Consider the following 18765-nt stretch of genomic DNA (forward strand, 5'->3'; position numbering starts at 1 on the left):
TGCTTTACTTAAGCATTAATATAATTTATATTTCTTTGATGTACCCTATTGTTTTTGCAAACATGAAAAATACTAAACATAGAATAGAGGCTTTAGACGGGTTAAGATTTATAGCTTTTCTTATGGTAATGTTTTATCACTATTTATTTATTGCGCCATTGCAAGGGTCTATTCCCAGAGCTTATGCTGTTGAAGCTTTTTCCTTTGGAGAATATGGGGTTGATCTTTTTTTCTTAATAAGTGGTTTTGTAATAACACTCTCCTCAGAGAACCGTACTGCCAGAGGTTTTTTAATAGCACGTTTTAATAGGATTGTTCCTTTATTCATCGCTTGTGCATTGATTGTTTTTTTGTTTAGTGTAAGCCTGCCGATGATTGACGCTAAAGAAAGAATCGTTTCACTTTTATATAGCCTATCTTTTTTTCCGAAAATTTTTGGGAAAGAATATTTTAGTGCAGTTTACTGGACTATAACTATCGAAGTTACATTTTATATTTTAGTTGCACTATTAATGAGCTTGAATTTATGGGATAAGAAAAGGCTATTAGTTTGTGCTATTTGGCTTATTATTTCTTATCTGAACTCGTTTATATTTAAAAATGCTCTTTTGTCAACTTTGCTAATAACACAGTATGCAGGACACTTCATTTTAGGAATAATGCTTTTTGAACTTAGAACATCGAGTATTAAACCTATTCATATGTTAATAATGCTGCTTTCTAGTGTGTTAGTTTATAATAATATGGTCAAGCATCAACTATGGATAGACAGTTTCAATGTCCATTTTGATCATGCTTCAATACTGTTTACATGTTTTTTCCTAATCGTATTAGTGTGGATAGGTTCAAATATTAGTTCTTTGGGTGTTTACTATCCTCTCGTACGATTTTTAGGCGCTATGACCTATCCTTTATACTTGATTCATGCAGATTTAGGTTTTTGGTCACATGCTATCTTTGAACGAAAGTGGTGGGGGAAATATGCATTTTTTAAAGAATATGTCGGTTATTACACCATGACAATAATTGCAATTTTACTGGTGTTTTTGATTGCATATGTGCTGATAAAATACATTGATCCCATAGTTCAAAAATCCCTGAAGAAGTTTTGGGTTTCAGTTGGGTTATACAAAAGCGCAAATGCAAAACTGTAGTTTAAGAGTTAGGTTTGCTTAAATATAAAAAAAAGGGCTATGCCCTTTTTTTATATTATTTAATTTAAGTCTTATTGCGATTCCTTTTTTTTCTACCAATTCATATGTTATATGAGCACTTGATAACATAGTCCCAATATAGGCAATTAATAATGTTAAGTAACCAGGATGCATATTTAACGTTTTGCTTATGTATTCATAAAAGGTGGCAAGAATTAACATTACAGGAATGTGGCATAAATAAATGCTGTACGACCGGTCGCCAAGCCAGTTTAAAATATGTGTAATCAGGGATCTTTTAATAGTGATATTATTTAGGAATATATAAAATAAAAATGCTCCGGACAACCCTATTGATAAGGATACGAATTGTGTCGCGACTAATAAAGGTGATGCTATCAGGGTAATGAAAAAAATTAAAAATAATAACTTTGATAATAAAGGGTTGATAGGTATTTTTTTGTCATTATATAGATAAATAATGGCACCAATAAAAAACGGTATTGGTCTAATCCACCAGGCATAGGCCATATTTTGTGGTTCGGCGGCAGGAATAAATATCGAGAGAATACATATTATGGTGAATATAAAAGCTAATATATTTATATTCCTGCTGAGCGGAATATAGATCAATGCTATAAGGAAATATAACTGCCATTCTAACGATAAAGACCACGTTACACCTCCCGAGCCATTCGAACAGATATAGCCGTTTGTTACACAGTGATGAAGGTATATATTCGATACAGCCATCAATGAAGTCAAAAAGGTTTTAAACTCGCTTAGCGGGTTTGTATAAAACCGTTCAGCTGTGAAAAAGCAGGCTAGCACGGTCAAAGTGCCCCACACCATCAGAACAGGATATAATCTAAAAAATCTTTTTAATAAAAATGACTTGAGATGCTTAACAAAATCACCTTTTCCGCTGGATTGATTTTTTAAAGACTTACACATTAAATATCCAGATATTGCCAGAAAAATGTCGACTCCGGGCCACAACTGAATATACCTGAACATTTCAAGATACCAACTCTCTGTTGGCATCCTGATTTTATAATGTTGCATTACAACCATTATAATAGCTATAGCCCGGAGAATTTGTATGTTTAGATTTTTACCGTCATGCGGTGGTTTTGTCGATTTATCAAATATCTCATTAAGTGCCTTGCTTCAGGTCTTACACATTAACATGTCAAAAGAATACTTTTATACATGCAACATTAATTGGCCCACTCTCCTGTAAAATTACAGGAAGGTGTGGAAGCCATTTTAAGTACTGACCAATTTTAACTGAAATGCTTTTCCCCGGGTATCAATTAAGCATCTCATCAGTTGCAAATTTTTGATTTCATCCCACCAGTAAATCCCCGCTCCGAATCTCACTCTCGCCCGCCAGTCTCACCACCAGCATGCCAGCCGTTGCAAACCGTACCCAGTGCCTCGCATACAGAATGCCACCGTGCTCAGCCATTAATGGCGTGATCTGATCGGTGACCGGATCAACAATTTCTGCCACCACTTCGCCAGCGCGAATCCGCGCGCCCAGTGGCTTGCGGTGCAGGATCAAACCGGAAACCGGCGAATGAATGTATTCACAGGCCGCCAATGGCGTCGGTAGATTCTTCAGGGCAGGCGAGGGTGTAGCTGAACCTTCACTGTAGCGCTCTTTAATCATGCTCTGCTCATCGGCTGCTTCGACCACCTCAGGCGCGCTCAGGCCGGTACCGTTTTCGCCAATTGCCACCACATCTTCGCCACCGGTGGTCACCGATACCAGTTCATCGCCGCCAATCACCGGGGCCGCCACTTCCACCGACACCGCCGGTTCGCTGTAACCGATATAGCCGCCTTCCTGCAACGCCGAAATAATCGCATCAGCATCTTTCTCTGCCTGCTCCGGTGAGACATCGCGCACACCCCGCAGTTCGAGAGTGACCGGCAGCAAGCCGCGCGGCATCGGGAAATCTTTGCCATAACGTTCGGCCAGCGTCAGCCAGGGCTCACAGCAGGCTTCATCAAACGGTTCGCCGCCTGAAATCTGCGCCAGCAGTTGTACTTCACTGCCTAACCAGCGCGCCAGCGGCTCGATATCCGGCCAGGCGTGCGGCGTGGTGTAAAGGTGCGGCACCGCTTCCCAGTCACAGTGCAGATCAATCATCAGATCCGCCTGGCTGGCCATGCGCATCAGGGTAAAACGCTGTGCATCCAGCTCGGTTTTTGGCACCGTATCGCGGTAGTGACGATCGATCGCCTCACGGATCAGCGTTTTATTCTGCGCTTCGCTCTGGGTCAGACTGTCGGCCAGCCCGGTTGCCAGCGTCTCGCCCAGCGAGGGGAAGCGGCGATTAAAATCCTGTCCCGATAAGGTATGAAAACGACCAAGATGAGTGCCGTGCCAGTGCTGGCCCAGTGCCAGCGGATTGGCGACCGGCACCAGTGTGAAAGCGGCTCTCAGCTGGCCGGCTGACTCCAGCGCCTGCAGCCGCTGCTTTAAAAACCACGCCACCGCCATGCCCGGCAACTCGTCGCCATGCAGCGCAGCCTGGATATAAACCTGACGCGAGTGGTTTTCAGCAAAATGGAAACTGATGATTTCACGTTGGGTGCCTAAAGAGGCGCTTAACAGAGGATGATGTTGTTGATGCATACCGTGTTAATGTCCTGTAGTCGGCGAAGGACGACAGTGCGCCGTCCCGAAAAGGTTAGAGTATAGTGCCGGATCGCAGTCAATGACGGAAAAGCCGGCTCGCGCCGTTACTGCTGAATAGAGATATCGGTGGCGAAATAGCGCTTCTGGATCTGGTCGAAGGTGCCATTCTTCTTGATCTCGCTAAAGGCATTATCCAGCGCGGTTTTAAGCTCCGCGTCACCTTTGCGCAGGCCAATAGCGGTACCGGGACCGATAATCGGATCCTGAACAATCGGGCCTGCCAGCTCGAAATCTTTCCCCTGCGGATGTTTGAGGAAGCCAATTGCCGCCTGCGCCGCATCGGTAAACACCGCATCCAGACGACCGGCAACTAAATCACTCTCGACCTGTGCCTGATCGCCATACGGCACCACGTTCACGCCATGCGGTTGCCATTTCGCCAGGGCATAACGCTCCTGCACCGTTCCCTGTTCAACACCCACCGTTTTGCCTTTCAGGGATTCCGCCGTCGGCAGCACGCCAGCACCTTTACGGGCAATCAGCTGGGTGTGGGTGTCGTACAGTGGCACGGTGAAATCGATCTGCTTCAGACGCTCTTCCGTAATGCCCATGTCCGACAGGATGGCATCGAACTTACGCGCCTTCAGCGCCGGGATCATGCCGTCAAACTGGCTCTCAACCCAGACGCACTTCGCCTGCATCTGGGCACAAAGCGCATTGCCCAGATCGATATCGAAACCGACCAGTTTACCCTGCGGGGTTTTGGATTCAAACGGAGGATAGGTGGGATCAACGGCGAAGCGTACCTGGTCGATTTTTGCCTGCGCACCAAAGGTACTGCCAGCCATTACAGCCAGCATCAGCGTCTGACGCAGACGAGTAGAAAAGCGGTTCATTGCCATATTAAGGTCTTCTTTTGTCGTGATGAGGGTTAACGCAGAGTAACGTTGACCCGCATTGATGGCAATTACTGGATTATTTTCACGACGTTAGCACGGCACAGCGCCCGATAATCTTCGGTGTTAAGGATCACCGAGCGATCCAGCAGACCGGCGTTAAAAGCGATCTCCGGATAGCGTTTAAACAGCAGCGGATCAACCACCAGGGCTAAAGCGGGGTGAAAGCTAAATGGCGGGATAGCGCCAAACACACAGCCGGTCAGGGCATCGGTTTCTGCCGGACTGGCCAGCGAGGCGCGACGTCCACCCACTGCGGCAGCTACTTTGCTGAGGTCCGCCTGACGATCGGCGGGCAGCACCGCCAGGACATGTTGCTTAACACCATTGCCTTTGACGTGGCAGACCAGCGCTTTGGCACCCTGACCGACCTCGGTACCGCGGATCGCCGCCACCGCTTCGCACTTACCGGTAGCCTGATGTTCCATCAGTCGATAGCGTGCCAGGTGCTGGTCGAGCAGGGCGATCAGTTTTTCATGGGTTGTCATGGTGCTCTCCTGGCGCAGTGCGTTGCTGGATCAGGGTTTGCAGCAGATGCGGCTGGCTGACGCGGTAATAGACCTGTCCTGAGACCGAACGGTTTAAAGGCGCGATTCAGCGTAGTTAAGGTGGTGTTGCCTTTATCCTGCTCAATATCGGACAGCGTCCGTCGGCTAATTCCTGCCAGCAGCGCGTAGCGTTGTTGAGAAAACCCCAACACTTTTTTACGAAGCAGCTTGGGTAGCTCGCCCTGCGTCAGCTCTTCCTGAATAAACTGCTGTCACAGCGTGAGCATAATGGCTTCTCGTTCCAGGGGCGACAGTGTTTTATTCATCGTTGCCAGCTCTCAATGCGCTGATCGAGATAGTCAAATCCCATCCCTGGCAGAGTTGTTTTTGAGAAGGATGCTGCTCAAAATCGTCGACTCAGCCGGATTTTGAGCAGCTTATTGCATATTTTACTGATGACGGGCGCGCAGGTTATTAATTACCGCGCTGAAGTCTAAGTCCTGGTCCTGCAACAGCACCATCAGGTGATAGATCAGATCGGAGGCTTCATTGGTCAGCTCATGGCGATCGTTAACCGTGGCCGCCAGGGCGGTTTCAACGCCTTCCTCTCCTACTTTCTGCGCGATGCGCTTGGTGCCGCTGGCGTAGAGCCGGGCGGTGTAGGAGCTTTCAGGATCGGCGCTCTTACGTGACGCCAGCAGCTGCTCCAGCTGATAGAGGAAGGTCCACTCCGTAGCGGCCGGGGAGAAGCAGCTGGAGGTGCCGAGATGGCAGGTCGGACCGATGGGATTCGCCAGCACCAGCAGCGTATCGTTATCGCAGTCTGGCGTGATGCTGACTACCTGCAGAAAGTTGCCGGAGGTCTCGCCTTTGGTCCATAACCGGTTTTTGGTACGCGAGAAAAAGGTCACGTTGCCTTCGGCCAGGGTTTTTTCCAGCGCCGGCTGGTTCATATAACCGTGCATCAGCACTTCGCCTGAGACGTTATGCTGCACAATCACCGGCATCATGCCCTGAGTTTTGTCCCAGTCGAGCTGGGCCAGTTGTTGTTCGGTTAACACGCGCGAATCTCCACTCCGTTGTCGATCAGGAAGCTTTTCAGCTCACCAATATTGATAATCTGCTTATGGAACACCGAGGCCGCCAGCGCGCCATCGACGTTGGCATCGGTAAATGCCTCGAGAAAATGCGGCATGGTGCCTGCGCCGCCAGAGGCGATCAGCGGTACATGACAGACTTCACGCACTTTTTTCAGCTGCACCAGGTCATAACCGTTACGCACGCCATCCTGGTTCATCATGTTCAGCACGATTTCGCCAGCACCCAGCTTCTGCACTTCCTGCACCCAATCCAGCGTTTCCCACTGCGTCACCCGGGTACGGGCTTCGTCGCCGGTGTACTGATTGACCTGATACTTGCCGCTGGCTTCATCGAACCAGGTATCAATGCCGACCACAATGCACTGTACGCCGAAGCGGTCAGCCAGCCGGGTAATCAGCGAGGGATCGGCCAGCGCCGGTGAGTTAACCGAAATCTTGTCGGCACCGAACTCCAGAATGCGCGCGGCGTCTTCCGGGGTCTTGATACCGCCAGCCACGCAGAACGGAATATCGATCACTTCAGCGACCCGCGATACCCAGCTTTTATCAACCACCCGGCCATCGGATGAGGCGGTGATATCATAAAATACCAGCTCATCGGCACCTTCGGCGGCATAACGCTGCGCCAGTGGCACGATGTCGCCAATGATCTCGTGATTGCGAAACTGCACGCCTTTCACCACCTGGCCGTCACGTACATCAAGACAGGGAATTATCCGTTTTGCCAGCATGAAATAGCCTCCGAAACTGTGAATTTACCTTCCAGCAGCGCACGTCCGACGATCACGCCCTGGACGCCACTGCCGCGCAGGGCCGCGATATCGTTAAGTTCACCAATGCCGCCCGAGGACTGGAAGGCAATCTGCGGGAAGCGAGCGGTCACTTCCTGGTAAAGTGCAACGTTTGAGCCGCTCAGGGTGCCGTCGCGGGAAATATCAGTGCACAGCACATGTTTCAGGCCGACTGGCTGAAAATCGGCGATCACCTGCTCCAGCGTGACGCCCGCCGCTTCCTGCCAGCCGCTGATCGCCACTTCTTTGCGGTTATCAGCATCAATGCGCACGTCCAGCGCCAGCACAATCGCCTCTGCGCCAAACTCGGCAAACCAGCGTTTTACCTCGTCAGGCTGTTTAACCGCAGTCGAACCGACCACCACGCGGCTGGCTCCGGCGTCCAGCAGCGCCTTCACATCGTCACGATGACGAATGCCGCCGCCGACCTGCACAATCACGTCGACGCCGTCGAGCAGGGTTTTCAGCAGCGCAATCTGCCGCTTTGCCGGATCTTTCGCGCCGGTTAAGTCCACCAGATGCAGCACCGTGGCGCCTTCCTGCGTATACTGCTGCAAACGCGGCAACGGATCGCTGCCGTAATCGCGCTGCTGGCCATAATCGCCCTGATGCAGACGGACCACTTTGCCGTCGATTAAATCTAACGCGGGGATAATCATCACATCTCCAGGAAGTTTTTCAGCAACTGCGCGCCCGCTTTGCCCGAGCGTTCCGGGTGGAACTGTACGCCGAAGAAGTTATCTTTCTGCACCGCCGCGGTGAAGGCTTCACCGTAGTGGCACTGGGCGATAGTGCTGGCGTTAACCGGCATGGCGTAGCTGTGCACGAAGTAGAAGTAGCAGCCTTCATCAATGCCGCGGAACAGGTGATTGCCCGCCTGCGCGGTAATCTGGTTCCAGCCCATGTGCGGCAATGGCAGACCGTGCGTGTCCATCAGCGAGACCGGCTGGTCGATAATACCCAGCGTCGGCACGCCGCCGTTTTCATCACTGCCGCGTCCCAGCAGCTGCATGCCGAGACAGATACCCAGCACCGGCTGGGTACAGGCCTTGACCAGATCGATCAGGTCACGCTCTTCCAGCTGATTCATCGCCGCCTGCGCCGTACCGACGCCCGGCAGAAACAGTTTGTCGGCGCGCAGTACCACATCGGGATCGCGGCTGACTTCCGGGGTATACCCCAGACGTTCAATCGCCCATTTTACCGACGAGAGGTTGGCGCAACCGGTATCCATGATCACCACGTTCATCACAGCACTCCTTTCGAGCTCGGCAGCGTATTACCTTCAACGCGGATTGCCTGGCGCAAGGTGCGGCCAAAGGCTTTAAACAGGCTTTCGACGCGGTGATGATCGTTCTTACCCTTGGTTTTAAGATGCAGGGTGCTCATCATGGCGTAGGAGAGGGAACTGAAGAAGTGCTCAACCATTTCGGTGCTCAGGTCACCGACGCGCTGATAGTTGAATTCCGCTTTAAATTCGATGTGCGGGCGGCCGGAGATATCCAGCGCACAGCGTGCCAGACATTCATCCATCGGCAGCACAAAGCCAAACCGGCCAATGCCGCGTTTGTCGCCCAGCGCTTTGAGCAATGCTTCACCCAGCGCCAGCCCGGTATCTTCCACCGTGTGGTGATCGTCGATATAGAGATCGCCTTTCACTTCGATATGCATGCGGAAACCGCCGTGCACCGCAATCTGGTCCAGCATGTGGTCAAAGAAGCCGACGCCGGTGTTGATTTTGCTGCCGCCTTCGCGATCCAGCCACAGCTCGACCCGCACCTGGGTCTCTTTGGTATTACGCTGCACCAGCGCATGGCGATCGCGCTGGGTCAGACGCTGCTGAATGGTCTGCCAGTTTTCCCCTTCGGCACCGTAACGGATCGGCTGAATGCCCATGTTCTCTGCCAGTTGCACATCGGTCAGGCGATCGCCAATCACGTAGCTGTTGGCGGTATCCAGCGCGCCTTCGGCCAGCCAGGCTTCCACCATTTTGGTTTTCGGCTTGCGGCAGTCACAGTTTTCCTCCGGCAGGTGCGGGCAAATCAGCACCTGATCAAACGCGATACCCTGCGAGGTCAGCACCTGCATCATCAGGTTGTGCGGGCCGTCAAAGTCCGCCTGTGGGAAGCTTGAGCTGCCCAGTCCATCCTGATTGGTGATCATCACCAGACGGTAACCGGCGGCCTGCAACGCCAGCAGTGCCGGGATCACGTCCGGCTCAAAGGCCAGTTTGTCCATGCGATCCACCTGATAATCTTCAGGCGGCTCAGAGATAAGGGTGCCGTCGCGGTCAATAAAAAGGGTCTTCTGGCTCATGCTTGCTCCACAGATAAGGCTTGCAGCGCGGCGATCACACGTCCGCACTCTTCACGCGTGCCGATGGAGATGCGCAGGCATCCCGACAGGCCCGGATTTTTGTTCTGGTCACGCAGGATAATGCCCTGATTCCATAAGGTTTTAAACACTTCTGGTGAATCGGTAAACCGCGCCAGCACGTAGTTGGTTTCACTGGCGAAAACCTGCTCGACGCAGGCCAGCTTCGCCAGTTCCGCCAGTAACCAGCTGCGATTGTCGTTGAGCTGTGCCACATGTTCACGCATCAGGGCGATGCCTTGCTCGCTCAGCGCCTGACCGGCCACATCCGCCACCGGCGTCGCCAGCGGATAGGGGGCAATCACCTTCATCAACAGATCGATTACCGGCTGATTCGCCAGCGCAAAGCCACAGCGCAGGCCAGCCAGCGCAAAGGCTTTCGACAGGGTGCGCAGGATCACCAGGTTGGGATAATCTTTCAGCCAGCCGGTCAGCGTCGCCTGCGGACAGAACTCAATATAGGCTTCGTCTGCCACTACCAGCGCTTTGCCAGCGGTCATCGCCAGCAGCTGACGGATATCATCCTGATTGATCAGGTTGCCGGTCGGGTTATTCGGGCTGCAGAGGTAAACCACCTTAACGCCCTCCAGCTGGTCCGCAATGGCAGGCAGGTTAAGCTGCCAGTCGGCCAGCGCCGGCACCGTGCGGTACTCAATGCCGATGGTTTCCGCGCTGACGCTGTACATGCCGTAAGTCGGCGGGCAGAACAGAATCGCGTCCTGGCCCGGCTCACAAAACGCCCGCATGATCAGTTCAATCGCCTCGTCGGCGCCGCGGCTGACCAGCACCTGCTCCGGTTTCAGGCCGGCATAGGCCGCGTAACGCTCAATCACGAGTTTGGGCTGGCATTCCGGGTAGCGGTTCAGCGTCTGCTGCGACAGCTCAAACGGCACCGGCAGCGGAAACTCGTTGGCATTGAGCCAGACATCACCATTACCACCCAGCCGGCGTGCCGACTGATAAGGCGTCAGCGCGCGAACGTTGGCGCGCGCCAGTTGCTCGATATTCTGGCTCATGCTTGCTCCTTCAGTGCGGCAACGCGCAGGGTGACAGCGTTTTTGTGGGCATCCAGCTGCTCGGCGGCAGCCAGCGTTTCAATGGTGGCGGCCAGGTTAAGGAAGCCCTGCGGCGTCAGCTCCTGTACCGTCATGCGTTTCTGGAAATCAGCCAGACCCAGGCTGGAACAGGTCGAGGTATAACCGTAGGTCGGCAGCACGTGATTGGTTCCCGACGCATAGTCACCCGCCGATTCCGGCGACCAGTCGCCGAGGAATACTGAACCAGCACTGGTAATTGACTCCACCAGCTCGCGCGGCTGGCGGGTCTGCAGGATCAGGTGCTCCGGGCCATACTGGTTTGAAATTTCTACACACTGCTGCAGGTCGCGCGCCACGATCAGACGACTGCTCTCCAGCGCCTGACGCGCGGTAGCGGCACGTGGCAACTGCGCCAGCTGCTGTTCAACCGCGTCAGCGACCGCGTCGGCCAGCGTCCGCGAAGGCGTCAGCAGGATAACCTGCGAATCCGGACCATGCTCGGCCTGGGACAGCAGATCCGAGGCGACGAAGGCGGGCGTGGCACCCGCATCGGCAATCACCAGCACCTCTGATGGACCGGCCGGCATATCAATTGCCGCCCCGTCCAGCCGCTGACTGACCTGACGCTTCGCTTCCGTCACCCAGGCATTGCCCGGACCAAAAATTTTATCTACCCGCGGTACCGTTTCGGTGCCAAAGGCGAGGGCGGCAATCGCCTGCGCGCCGCCGACCTGAAACACCTCTTCAACGCCACACAATTGGGCAGCATAAAGGATCTCATCAGCAATCGGCGGCGGTGAGCAGAGCACCACGCGCCCGCATCCGGCAATGCGCGCTGGCGTTGCCAGCATCAGCACGGTAGAGAACAGCGGCGCAGAGCCGCCAGGAATGTAGAGCCCGACCGATTGAACCGGGCGGGTAATCTGCTGGCAGCGCACGCCCGGCTGGGTTTCAACATCGACCGGCGGCAGGATCTGCGCATTATGGAAGGTTTCGATGTTGGCTACCGCCACCGCCATCGCCTGTTTCAGCGTATCGCTGAGCCGGGCACTGGCGTCGCTGATCTGCTGCGGCGTAACGCGCAGATTATCAACCTGCGCCTTATCGAAGCGGGCGCTGAAGGTGCGCAGGGCCTCATCGCCGTTCGCCTTTACCTGCTCCAGCACGTCACGTACCGTCTGGGTCACATTCTCTGAGGCGGCAATAGCCGGACGTAACAACAGCGCCTGCTGCTGTTCTGCACTGCATTGCTGCCAGTCAATCGGGGTAGAAAAGGCCATGGCTTACTCCATCATCTTCTCAATTGGCAGCACCAGAATCGAACTGGCACCCAGCGCTTTCAGTTTTTCCATCGTTTCCCAGAACAGGGTTTCGCTGCTCACCATGTGCATTGCCACGCGGCTGACATCACCGGCCAGCGGCAGCACGGTCGGGCGCTCGGCACCGGGCAGCAGGCTGATGACCTCTTCCAGCCGCTCGCTTGGCGCGTGCAGCATGATGTACTTCGATTCACGCGCTTTAATCACGCCCTGAATACGGGTCATCATCTTGTCGATCAGTTCCTGTTTGGCGGCAGGCATCTCGCCGTCGCGCTGAATCAGCACCGCTTTCGAGCGGTAAATGACTTCGACTTCGCGCAGACCGTTGGCTTCCAGCGTGGCACCGGTCGAGACCAGATCGCAGATCGCATCTGCCAGCCCGGCGCGGGTTGCCACTTCAACGGAACCGTTCAGCATACAGGTTTTGAAACTGACGCCTTTTTTATCGAGGTACTGCTTTAACAGGTGCGGATAAGAGGTGGCGATGCGGGCATTATCGAGGCATTGCGGACCGGTATATTCATCATCAACCGCCATCGCCAGCGACAGACGGCAACCGCCGAAGTCGAGGCGACGCAGCGTGAAGTAGCGCGGGTCTTCACCCTGGGCACGGCGAGACAGCAACTCTTCTTCCAGCACGTTCTCGCCAATAATCCCCAGATCGACCACGCCATCCATCACCAGGCCAGGAATATCGTCATCACGCACCCGCAGGATATCGATCGGCATGTTTTCCGCAAACGCAATCAGGCGCTGTTGCTGAAGGTTGATTTTAACGCCGCAGCGCGCCAGCAGTTCGCGTGAATCATCACTTAAACGGCCGGATTTTTGCATAGCTATGCGTAAACGGGTGTTATCTAACATGGTTCCTGTCCTCTTTAAGCCTATTCCGGTAGGCGTATATTGTTGCAGTCAGTCTGGTCACGGACAGCGCGCAACAACCGGAACGTACACGCAGTACGTAAGGATGGTGAGCACCGCCCAGGGCCAGAGTGGCAAATAAAATAGCCTGATGGGATAGGCTATTATTCCTGTCCTGGTTGGTGGATATGCTTCAGCCCATAAAAAAACCCCCGGAAGACGATCTTCCGGGGGTTCTCTTGCGTTCGCACCACTGGAAGATCTTAAAAGTCTTCCAGCACACATCGCCTGAAAGACTAGTCAGGATGATGGTGGTGGTGATGGTTGAACTGAACGCGTGTCATAAAAAATTCCGTAGATGAATGAGTATTCATTTGTGAGGTTTAACCTAGCGAAGATGGCCGCGATTGGCAACCCTTTTTTAACCAGGTGGTTCGGAAAGCACTGAAACAGGTTGTTCTGATTTGCAATCCGGGGGCAAACTACGTTGAAGTCAGGGTTGATGTTTTACGCCAGGAGTCAAAATGAAGAAGGTCGCAATTGTGGGGCTGGGTTGGTTGGGCATGCCGCTGGCCACGGCGTTAACCGCACGAGGCTGGCAGGTAACCGGCAGCAAAACCACGCCGGATGGGGTGGATGCGGCACGCCGCTGCGGCATCGAAGCCTTCCAGCTGGAGCTGACGCCGGAACTTATCTGTGATGCCGCCGATGTCGAGCCGCTGTTCAACGTCGATGCGCTGGTGGTGACGTTACCCGCCAGCCGCACGGCGGAAGGGGGCGAAGCCTATCTGCAGGCGGTCCAGAACGTGGTGGACAGCGCGCTGGTCTATAACGTTCCGCGCATCATCTTTACCAGCTCGACCTCGGTGTACGGCAGCGGATCGGGCATCAAACGCGAAACCACTCCGCTGACGCCCGAAACCGTGGCCGGCAAAACGCTGGTTAAACTGGAGAACTGGCTGCACGATCTGCCGGGCACCAGCGTCGATATCGTCCGCCTTGCCGGGCTGGTGGGACCGAAGCGCCATCCGGGCCGGTTTCTGGCCGGTAAGCAACAGGTAGCGAATGGGTCACAGGGCGTTAACCTGGTACATCTGGATGACGTGGTTGAGGCGATTACGCTGTTGCTGCAGACGCCAAAAGGGGGACGGGTCTATAACCTGTGCGCCGCAAAACATCCGTCGCGTGATACCTTTTACCCGGCGGTCTCCCGTCAGCTGGGGCTGCAACCGCCACACTTCGCGCCGGAAACCGCTAACGAAAGCGGCAAACTGATTGATGGCTCGCGCATCTGCACCGAGCTGGGCTTTGAATATCGCTACGACGATCCGGTTAAAATGCCGCTGGAGTAAAGCGGAAGCTGCTGTTCCGGCCGCACGTCACCGGAACAGCCATCAAGGCAGACCACGCCGGCCACCTCATAGTTACAACATACTTAAAGCCTGCGAAAGCACGCCAGAGCCTGCCCCGATCCCGCTTTTCAGCTAAGCACGCCGGGCAGGGGCCTGGCGCTACATCAAACCCCTAAACGATCGCGAATGGCGTACCACACCGCGCCCATGGCGGTCAGTGGCACCTTGAAACGTCGTCCGCCGGGAAACGGCAGGTGAGGCAGGCGGGCGAAGGCATCAAAACGCTCGGCATCGCCGCGCAGCACTTCGCTGATCAGCTTGCCGGAGAGATGGGTGCTGGTCACGCCGTGGCCGCTGTCGCCCTGCATGAAATAGACATTATTCTCCAGCCGGCCAAACTGCGGCATACGTGACAGCGTTAACAGAAAATTACCGCTCCAGCTGAAATCCAGCTTTACGTTCTGCAACTGTGGAAAGGTGCGGCGTAGCTTTGGCCGGATTAGCGCCTCAATATCGCCCGGCTCTCGCGCGCCGTAAACCACGCCACCGCCATACAGCAGCCGGTTATCGGCGGTCAGACGAAAATAGTCGAGCAGATAATTACAATCTTCCACGCAATGATTATTCGGCAGCAGCGACAGCGCCTGATCGGGTGACAGCGGCTCGGTGGCCACAATCTGCGAGCCGCACGGCATGCTTTTACCGCTCAGACGGGGCTCAACTTCACTGGCCAGATAGGCATTACCGGCGAAAATCACAAATTTTGCAGTGACTTCACCGTGCGCGGTTTTTACCCGATTTGGCGAGCCGTAGGCCACTTTCACTGCGGCGGACTGTTCATAGATACGTCCGCCGTGCCGCCGAATCGCTTCCGCTTCACCCAGTGCCAGGTTGAGCGGATGCAGATGGCCGCCGCGCCGATCCAGCAACCCACCGACGTAGCGCTCGGTCGCCACTTCACGACGAATCCCGCGCTCATCCAGCAACTCCAGATCATGATTGCCATACTGCTGCCATAACGCTTTCTGTTTACGCAGGTGCGCCATCTGGCGGGCATTGAGTGCCGCAAAAATGCCGCCGGGCCGGTAGTCGCAGGCAATGGCGTAACGATCTATACGATCGCGGATGATCTCTGCTCCCTCAAACATCATGCTGCCCAGCATCCGTGCGCTCTCTTTACCGTAACGCTGTTCGATCACGTCCACATCGCGGCTGTAGGAATTGACCACCTGACCGCCGTTGCGCCCGCTGGCACCAAAGCCGATGCGCGCTGCTTCCAGCACCACCACCTCGTAACCCGCTTCGGTCAGATGCAGCGCCGCCGACAGGCCGGTGAAGCCGCCGCCAATAATGCAGACATCACACTGAATGCTCTCCTGCAACGTCGGCCACGGCGCGTGCGGATTGGCGGTCGCGGCGTAATAACTCTCCACGTAATTCATAACTACCTCCTTGATGCGCTCAGAAATTGGCAGGCGTATGGGCACTGACAATGCGGCAGGGTTCGTCAGACGTATTGGTAAAACTGTGCGGCAGGCCGGTATCAATCACGTAACTTTCACCGGCGTACAGGTGAAAGCTCTGGCCGTTAATCACTAAGGTGATTTCGCCCGCCAGCAGCGTGCCGGTCTCCTCACCGGGATGACGCAGTTTTTCGCCGGTGCTGGCGCCAGGCTGATAGGTTTCCAGCAGCATGCCCAGCGAGCGCTGCGGATTGCCATTTTCGACCAGCTTCAGCGAGACGCCCTGACTGCCGATTTCCAGCAGATCGTCCGGACGGACAATCACTTTAGGCGTGGCGTCGGCTTTCGGTTCTGAGAAAAATTCCGACAGGGAGAGCCCGTATACCTTTAATAGCTTCTGTAAGGTACTGACGGCCGGACTGACTTTATCCTGCTCAATGGTGCTGATGGCGCTGTGGGTCAGGCCCGCCAGTTCAGCCACGCGGCGCTGTGACAAACCCAGCGCCTGACGGATCTGCGACAGCCGGCGTCCGGGTGCCAGCGTGGCGTCATTCATGATCTTTTTCCTTATGAAAGCGAACTGCGGCCTGGATAAAACCGTCAAACAGCTGACGCGAGCCGGTTGTGCGATCCGCCTGCCATTCCGGGTGCCACTGCACCGCCAACGCGAAGGGATGATGGCGCAGGCTGACCGCTTCAATCAGCCCGTCCGGCGCGCGTGCTTCAACCCGCAGCTGCGGGCCCGGTTCGCGTATGCCCTGATGATGCAACGAGTTAACCTGCAGCGGCTGCGTGCTGTCGAGCAGGGAACTGAGCAGCCCATTCGCTTCAATAGTCACCGGATGCGCCGGGGCGTACTGCTGATCCAGCGGCTGGGTCTCATCTTCATGATGGCGCTGGAACTGTTTTTGCTGGCTGAGATCGCGCCACAGCGCACCGCCGTTAGCCACCACCAGTTCCTGCATTCCACGGCAGATCCCCAGCATCGGCATCTTTCGGCTGGTGGCCCAGGTAATCAGCTGGAAGGCGAGACGATCGCGACCCGGATCGGCGTGCGGCTCTTCACCGGCTTCACCGTAATGCCAGGGTTCGATATTGCTCGGACTGCCGGTCAGCAGCAGACCATCCAGCACCGTCATAGCGTTTTCTAATAGGTGGGGAGCGTTCATCAGGCTGTGGGGCAGGGCAAGCGGAACGCCGCCCGCGAGGATCACCGCGTCGGGGTATTTGTTGTGCACCGTTTGCGTCAGATGGCCACCGATGTGGCTCTGGCACATCACTACGCCAATCAAGGGTTTGTCAAAAATAATGCCCATCTCACGTCCTCGCATCGCTGTTCGAAATATCTACCGAAAGGGCACGTCTGGCGGTTAAGTGTGCAATATTTTGTCAATCTAGCAATCTGCTGTTTGTTCTTCAAACAGATTTGTTACATTTGCACACTTTTTATGTTGGCGCTATGTTAGAGGAGTGGCTGTTATTTTGAGCATTGCGCAAACCGAATAGGGGCGGGTGAGATCATGACTAACCTGGTAGAAGTGGAAGACTTCACGCTTCACAGTGAAGAGAAACGAACCAGCGCGTTCCAGCTTGAGGTGAAAGCCTGGCTGGAGCGCCATCCTGAAACGCAGTATGTCGACATTCTGTTAAACGATTTAAACGGTGTCTTTCGCGGTAAGCGCATTCCCGTCTCAGCGCTGCCAAAGCTGGAAAAGGGCTGTTACTTCCCCGCCTCAGTGTTCGCCATGGATATCCTCGGCAACACGGTGGAAGAAGCCGGACTCGGCCAGTCTTTGGGCGAACCTGACAACCTCTGTCTGCCTGTCGCGGGCACCTTAGTTCCCTCCGCTTCCGATCCTCAGCACATCGCGCAACTGCTGCTCACCATGTGCAACCAAGATGGCACTCCCTTTGACGTTGAACCCCGAAATGTCCTTAACCGGCTGTGGCAACAGTTGCGTAACCGAGGCCTGTTTCCGGTGGTAGCGGTAGAGCTGGAGTTCTATCTGGTGGATAAAAAGCGCGATGCCGAGGGCTTCATCCAGCCGCCGTGCGCGCCGGGCAGCGATGAACGCAATATGCAGAGCCAGGTCTATTCGGTCGATAATCTCGATCATTTCGCCGATGTGCTGCGTGATATTGACGATCTGGCGCGTCAGCAGGGTATTCCGGCCGATGGCGCGCTGGCTGAAGCGTCGCCGGGTCAGTTCGAAATCAACCTGCATCATACTGGCGACGTACTGCGCGCCTGCGATCACGCGGTGCAGCTGAAACGGCTGATCCGTCAGGTGGCTGAAAATCACGCTATGACCGCCACCTTTATGGCCAAGCCGTATGAGGAGTATGCGGGCAGCGGCATGCATGTCCACATCAGTATGCTGGATGCCGCCGATCACAACGCCTTCGCCTGTGATGACGGCAGTGACTCGCCGCTGATGAAGCGCGCGCTGGCCGGAATGATCGACCTGATGCCCGCCTCGATGGCGCTGCTGGCACCAAACGTTAACGCCTATCGCCGCTTTGTGCCGGAGGCTTACGTACCGTTGCAGGCGTCGTGGGGCCATAACAATCGCACCGTGGCGCTGCGGGTGCCGTGCGGCGATATCGATAATCATCGCATCGAATACCGGGTAGCGGGGGCGGATGCCAATCCTTATCTGGTGGTGTCGGCGATACTTGCCGGGATGCTGCACGGTCTGGATACCCAGCTGCCGTTGCCACAGCCGGTGACCGGCAACGGCCATCACGCCGAGGGTCTGGCGCTGCCGATTCGGCAGAGTGACGCTCTGTATGAGTTCAACAACAGCTATCCGCTGCAAAAATTACTCGGCGAACGCTTTGCCAGCGTCTGGTATAGCTGCAAGAATTATGAACTGATGCAGTTCGAACGGCTGATAACCGCAACGGAGATTGACTGGATGCTGAAAAACGCCTGATAACCTTTTTTTTGCATCCGGTGCCCCGGTGGCTTGTATTTCGGCCCTGGGATGAGGCAGAATACGCGGCCTGCAAAATCAGACCATAACCGACGCTTACCGCGCCGGTTATTTTTTTTGCATCCTGTTTTAACAAATAGTTTTTCGCTGACTTAACCGAGGCCGGGCACGCACCCGGATAGATAAACACTGAAAACACGCGTTAGCGTGAGATTGAGGATACAAAGATGGGGATGTTTTCCACACTGCCAGCTCAGGCTGGTGCGCGTTTTCGTGATGACTACG

At 54.6% G+C, this 18765-nt stretch carries 20 protein-coding genes and 1 other annotated feature; of the genes, 3 read left to right on the forward strand and 17 right to left on the reverse strand.

Annotation, left to right across the window (positions count from 1 at the left end):
- Positions 1-62 precede the first annotated feature (62 nt).
- Complete coding sequence (locus AABB92_RS02380; RefSeq protein ID WP_031375347.1) at positions 63-1154, forward strand: acyltransferase family protein; 1092 nt, start codon at positions 63-65, stop codon at positions 1152-1154.
- 18 nt (positions 1155-1172) lie between these two features.
- Here the strand turns inward: AABB92_RS02380 and AABB92_RS02385 are convergent, their stop codons facing one another.
- The 14 genes from AABB92_RS02385 to hisL all read right to left on the reverse strand — a co-directional run bounded on the left by AABB92_RS02385 (position 1173) and on the right by hisL (position 13073).
- Positions 1173-2306, reverse strand: a complete 1134-nt coding sequence (locus AABB92_RS02385) for an acyltransferase family protein (protein ID WP_342550272.1) — start codon at positions 2304-2306, stop codon at positions 1173-1175.
- A 196-nt stretch (positions 2307-2502) separates the two neighbouring features.
- A complete protein-coding gene (locus AABB92_RS02390; RefSeq protein ID WP_031375349.1) occupies positions 2503-3801 on the reverse strand; it encodes a succinylglutamate desuccinylase/aspartoacylase family protein in 1299 nt (432 codons plus the stop codon).
- Between the two features lie 107 nt (positions 3802-3908).
- Positions 3909-4700, reverse strand: coding sequence for an ABC transporter substrate-binding protein (locus AABB92_RS02395; protein WP_122983646.1), 792 nt, complete (start codon positions 4698-4700; stop codon positions 3909-3911).
- A 71-nt stretch (positions 4701-4771) separates the two neighbouring features.
- Positions 4772-5248, reverse strand: a complete 477-nt coding sequence (locus AABB92_RS02400) for a YbaK/prolyl-tRNA synthetase associated domain-containing protein (protein WP_031375351.1) — start codon at positions 5246-5248, stop codon at positions 4772-4774.
- Entirely contained in the window at positions 5245-5460 is a 216-nt protein-coding gene (locus AABB92_RS02405; protein WP_238585824.1) for a helix-turn-helix domain-containing protein, read from the reverse strand. The genes AABB92_RS02400 and AABB92_RS02405 overlap by 4 nt, the downstream gene beginning before the upstream one ends.
- Before the next feature lie 237 nt (positions 5461-5697).
- Positions 5698-6309 carry a bifunctional phosphoribosyl-AMP cyclohydrolase/phosphoribosyl-ATP diphosphatase HisIE gene (gene hisIE, locus AABB92_RS02410; protein ID WP_031375352.1) on the reverse strand — a complete coding sequence of 204 codons (612 nt, stop codon included), beginning with the start codon at positions 6307-6309 and terminating at the stop codon, positions 5698-5700.
- Positions 6303-7079: an imidazole glycerol phosphate synthase subunit HisF gene (hisF, locus tag AABB92_RS02415; RefSeq protein ID WP_031375353.1), complete on the reverse strand. Its 777-nt coding sequence runs from the start codon at positions 7077-7079 to the stop codon at positions 6303-6305. Before hisF ends, hisIE begins: the two co-directional genes overlap by 7 nt.
- Positions 7061-7798, reverse strand: a complete 738-nt coding sequence (gene hisA / locus AABB92_RS02420) for a 1-(5-phosphoribosyl)-5-[(5-phosphoribosylamino)methylideneamino]imidazole-4-carboxamide isomerase (RefSeq protein WP_031375354.1) — start codon at positions 7796-7798, stop codon at positions 7061-7063. The genes hisF and hisA overlap by 19 nt, the downstream gene beginning before the upstream one ends.
- Positions 7798-8388 (reverse strand): imidazole glycerol phosphate synthase subunit HisH, encoded by a 591-nt coding sequence (gene hisH, locus AABB92_RS02425; RefSeq protein WP_031375355.1) that lies wholly within the window; start codon positions 8386-8388, stop codon positions 7798-7800. Before hisH ends, hisA begins: the two co-directional genes overlap by 1 nt.
- The gene (gene hisB / locus AABB92_RS02430) at positions 8388-9455 is read right to left on the reverse strand and encodes a bifunctional histidinol-phosphatase/imidazoleglycerol-phosphate dehydratase HisB (RefSeq protein ID WP_031375356.1); all 1068 of its coding nucleotides are present in this window, start codon (positions 9453-9455) and stop codon (positions 8388-8390) included. The genes hisH and hisB overlap by 1 nt, the downstream gene beginning before the upstream one ends.
- The gene (gene hisC / locus AABB92_RS02435) at positions 9452-10528 is read right to left on the reverse strand and encodes a histidinol-phosphate transaminase (RefSeq protein ID WP_031375357.1); all 1077 of its coding nucleotides are present in this window, start codon (positions 10526-10528) and stop codon (positions 9452-9454) included. The genes hisB and hisC overlap by 4 nt, the downstream gene beginning before the upstream one ends.
- A complete protein-coding gene (hisD, locus tag AABB92_RS02440) occupies positions 10525-11829 on the reverse strand; it encodes a histidinol dehydrogenase (protein WP_031375358.1) in 1305 nt (434 codons plus the stop codon). Before hisD ends, hisC begins: the two co-directional genes overlap by 4 nt.
- Before the next feature lie 3 nt (positions 11830-11832).
- Complete coding sequence (gene hisG / locus AABB92_RS02445; protein ID WP_031375359.1) at positions 11833-12732, reverse strand: ATP phosphoribosyltransferase; 900 nt, start codon at positions 12730-12732, stop codon at positions 11833-11835.
- Between the two features lie 197 nt (positions 12733-12929).
- Positions 12930-13050, reverse strand: a sequence feature (His leader region).
- Complete coding sequence (hisL, locus tag AABB92_RS02450) at positions 13026-13073, reverse strand: his operon leader peptide (protein ID WP_100396937.1); 48 nt, start codon at positions 13071-13073, stop codon at positions 13026-13028. Its footprint overlaps the feature before it by 25 nt.
- A gap of 180 nt (positions 13074-13253) precedes the next feature.
- On the opposite strand from hisL, the gene AABB92_RS02455 reads away from it, so the two are divergent.
- A complete protein-coding gene (locus AABB92_RS02455; RefSeq protein ID WP_031375360.1) occupies positions 13254-14081 on the forward strand; it encodes an SDR family oxidoreductase in 828 nt (275 codons plus the stop codon).
- A 164-nt stretch (positions 14082-14245) separates the two neighbouring features.
- On the opposite strand, the gene AABB92_RS02460 is transcribed toward AABB92_RS02455, so the two are convergent.
- Genes AABB92_RS02460 through puuD form a run of 3 tightly spaced genes read right to left on the reverse strand, consistent with a single transcriptional unit; the run spans position 14246 to position 16860 of the window.
- Positions 14246-15523: an NAD(P)/FAD-dependent oxidoreductase gene (locus AABB92_RS02460; RefSeq protein WP_031375361.1), complete on the reverse strand. Its 1278-nt coding sequence runs from the start codon at positions 15521-15523 to the stop codon at positions 14246-14248.
- 19 nt (positions 15524-15542) lie between these two features.
- Positions 15543-16100 (reverse strand): HTH-type transcriptional regulator PuuR, encoded by a 558-nt coding sequence (gene puuR, locus AABB92_RS02465; RefSeq protein ID WP_031375362.1) that lies wholly within the window; start codon positions 16098-16100, stop codon positions 15543-15545.
- Positions 16093-16860, reverse strand: a complete 768-nt coding sequence (gene puuD, locus AABB92_RS02470) for a gamma-glutamyl-gamma-aminobutyrate hydrolase (protein WP_046288220.1) — start codon at positions 16858-16860, stop codon at positions 16093-16095. The genes puuR and puuD overlap by 8 nt, the downstream gene beginning before the upstream one ends.
- Before the next feature lie 204 nt (positions 16861-17064).
- Between puuD and AABB92_RS02475 the strand changes: the two genes are divergently transcribed.
- Complete coding sequence (locus AABB92_RS02475) at positions 17065-18480, forward strand: glutamine synthetase family protein (protein ID WP_046288221.1); 1416 nt, start codon at positions 17065-17067, stop codon at positions 18478-18480.
- The last annotated feature ends 285 nt before the right edge of the window (positions 18481-18765 follow it).

Source organism: Pantoea brenneri (genome assembly GCF_038594305.1).
GTDB lineage: Bacteria > Pseudomonadota > Gammaproteobacteria > Enterobacterales > Enterobacteriaceae > Pantoea > Pantoea brenneri.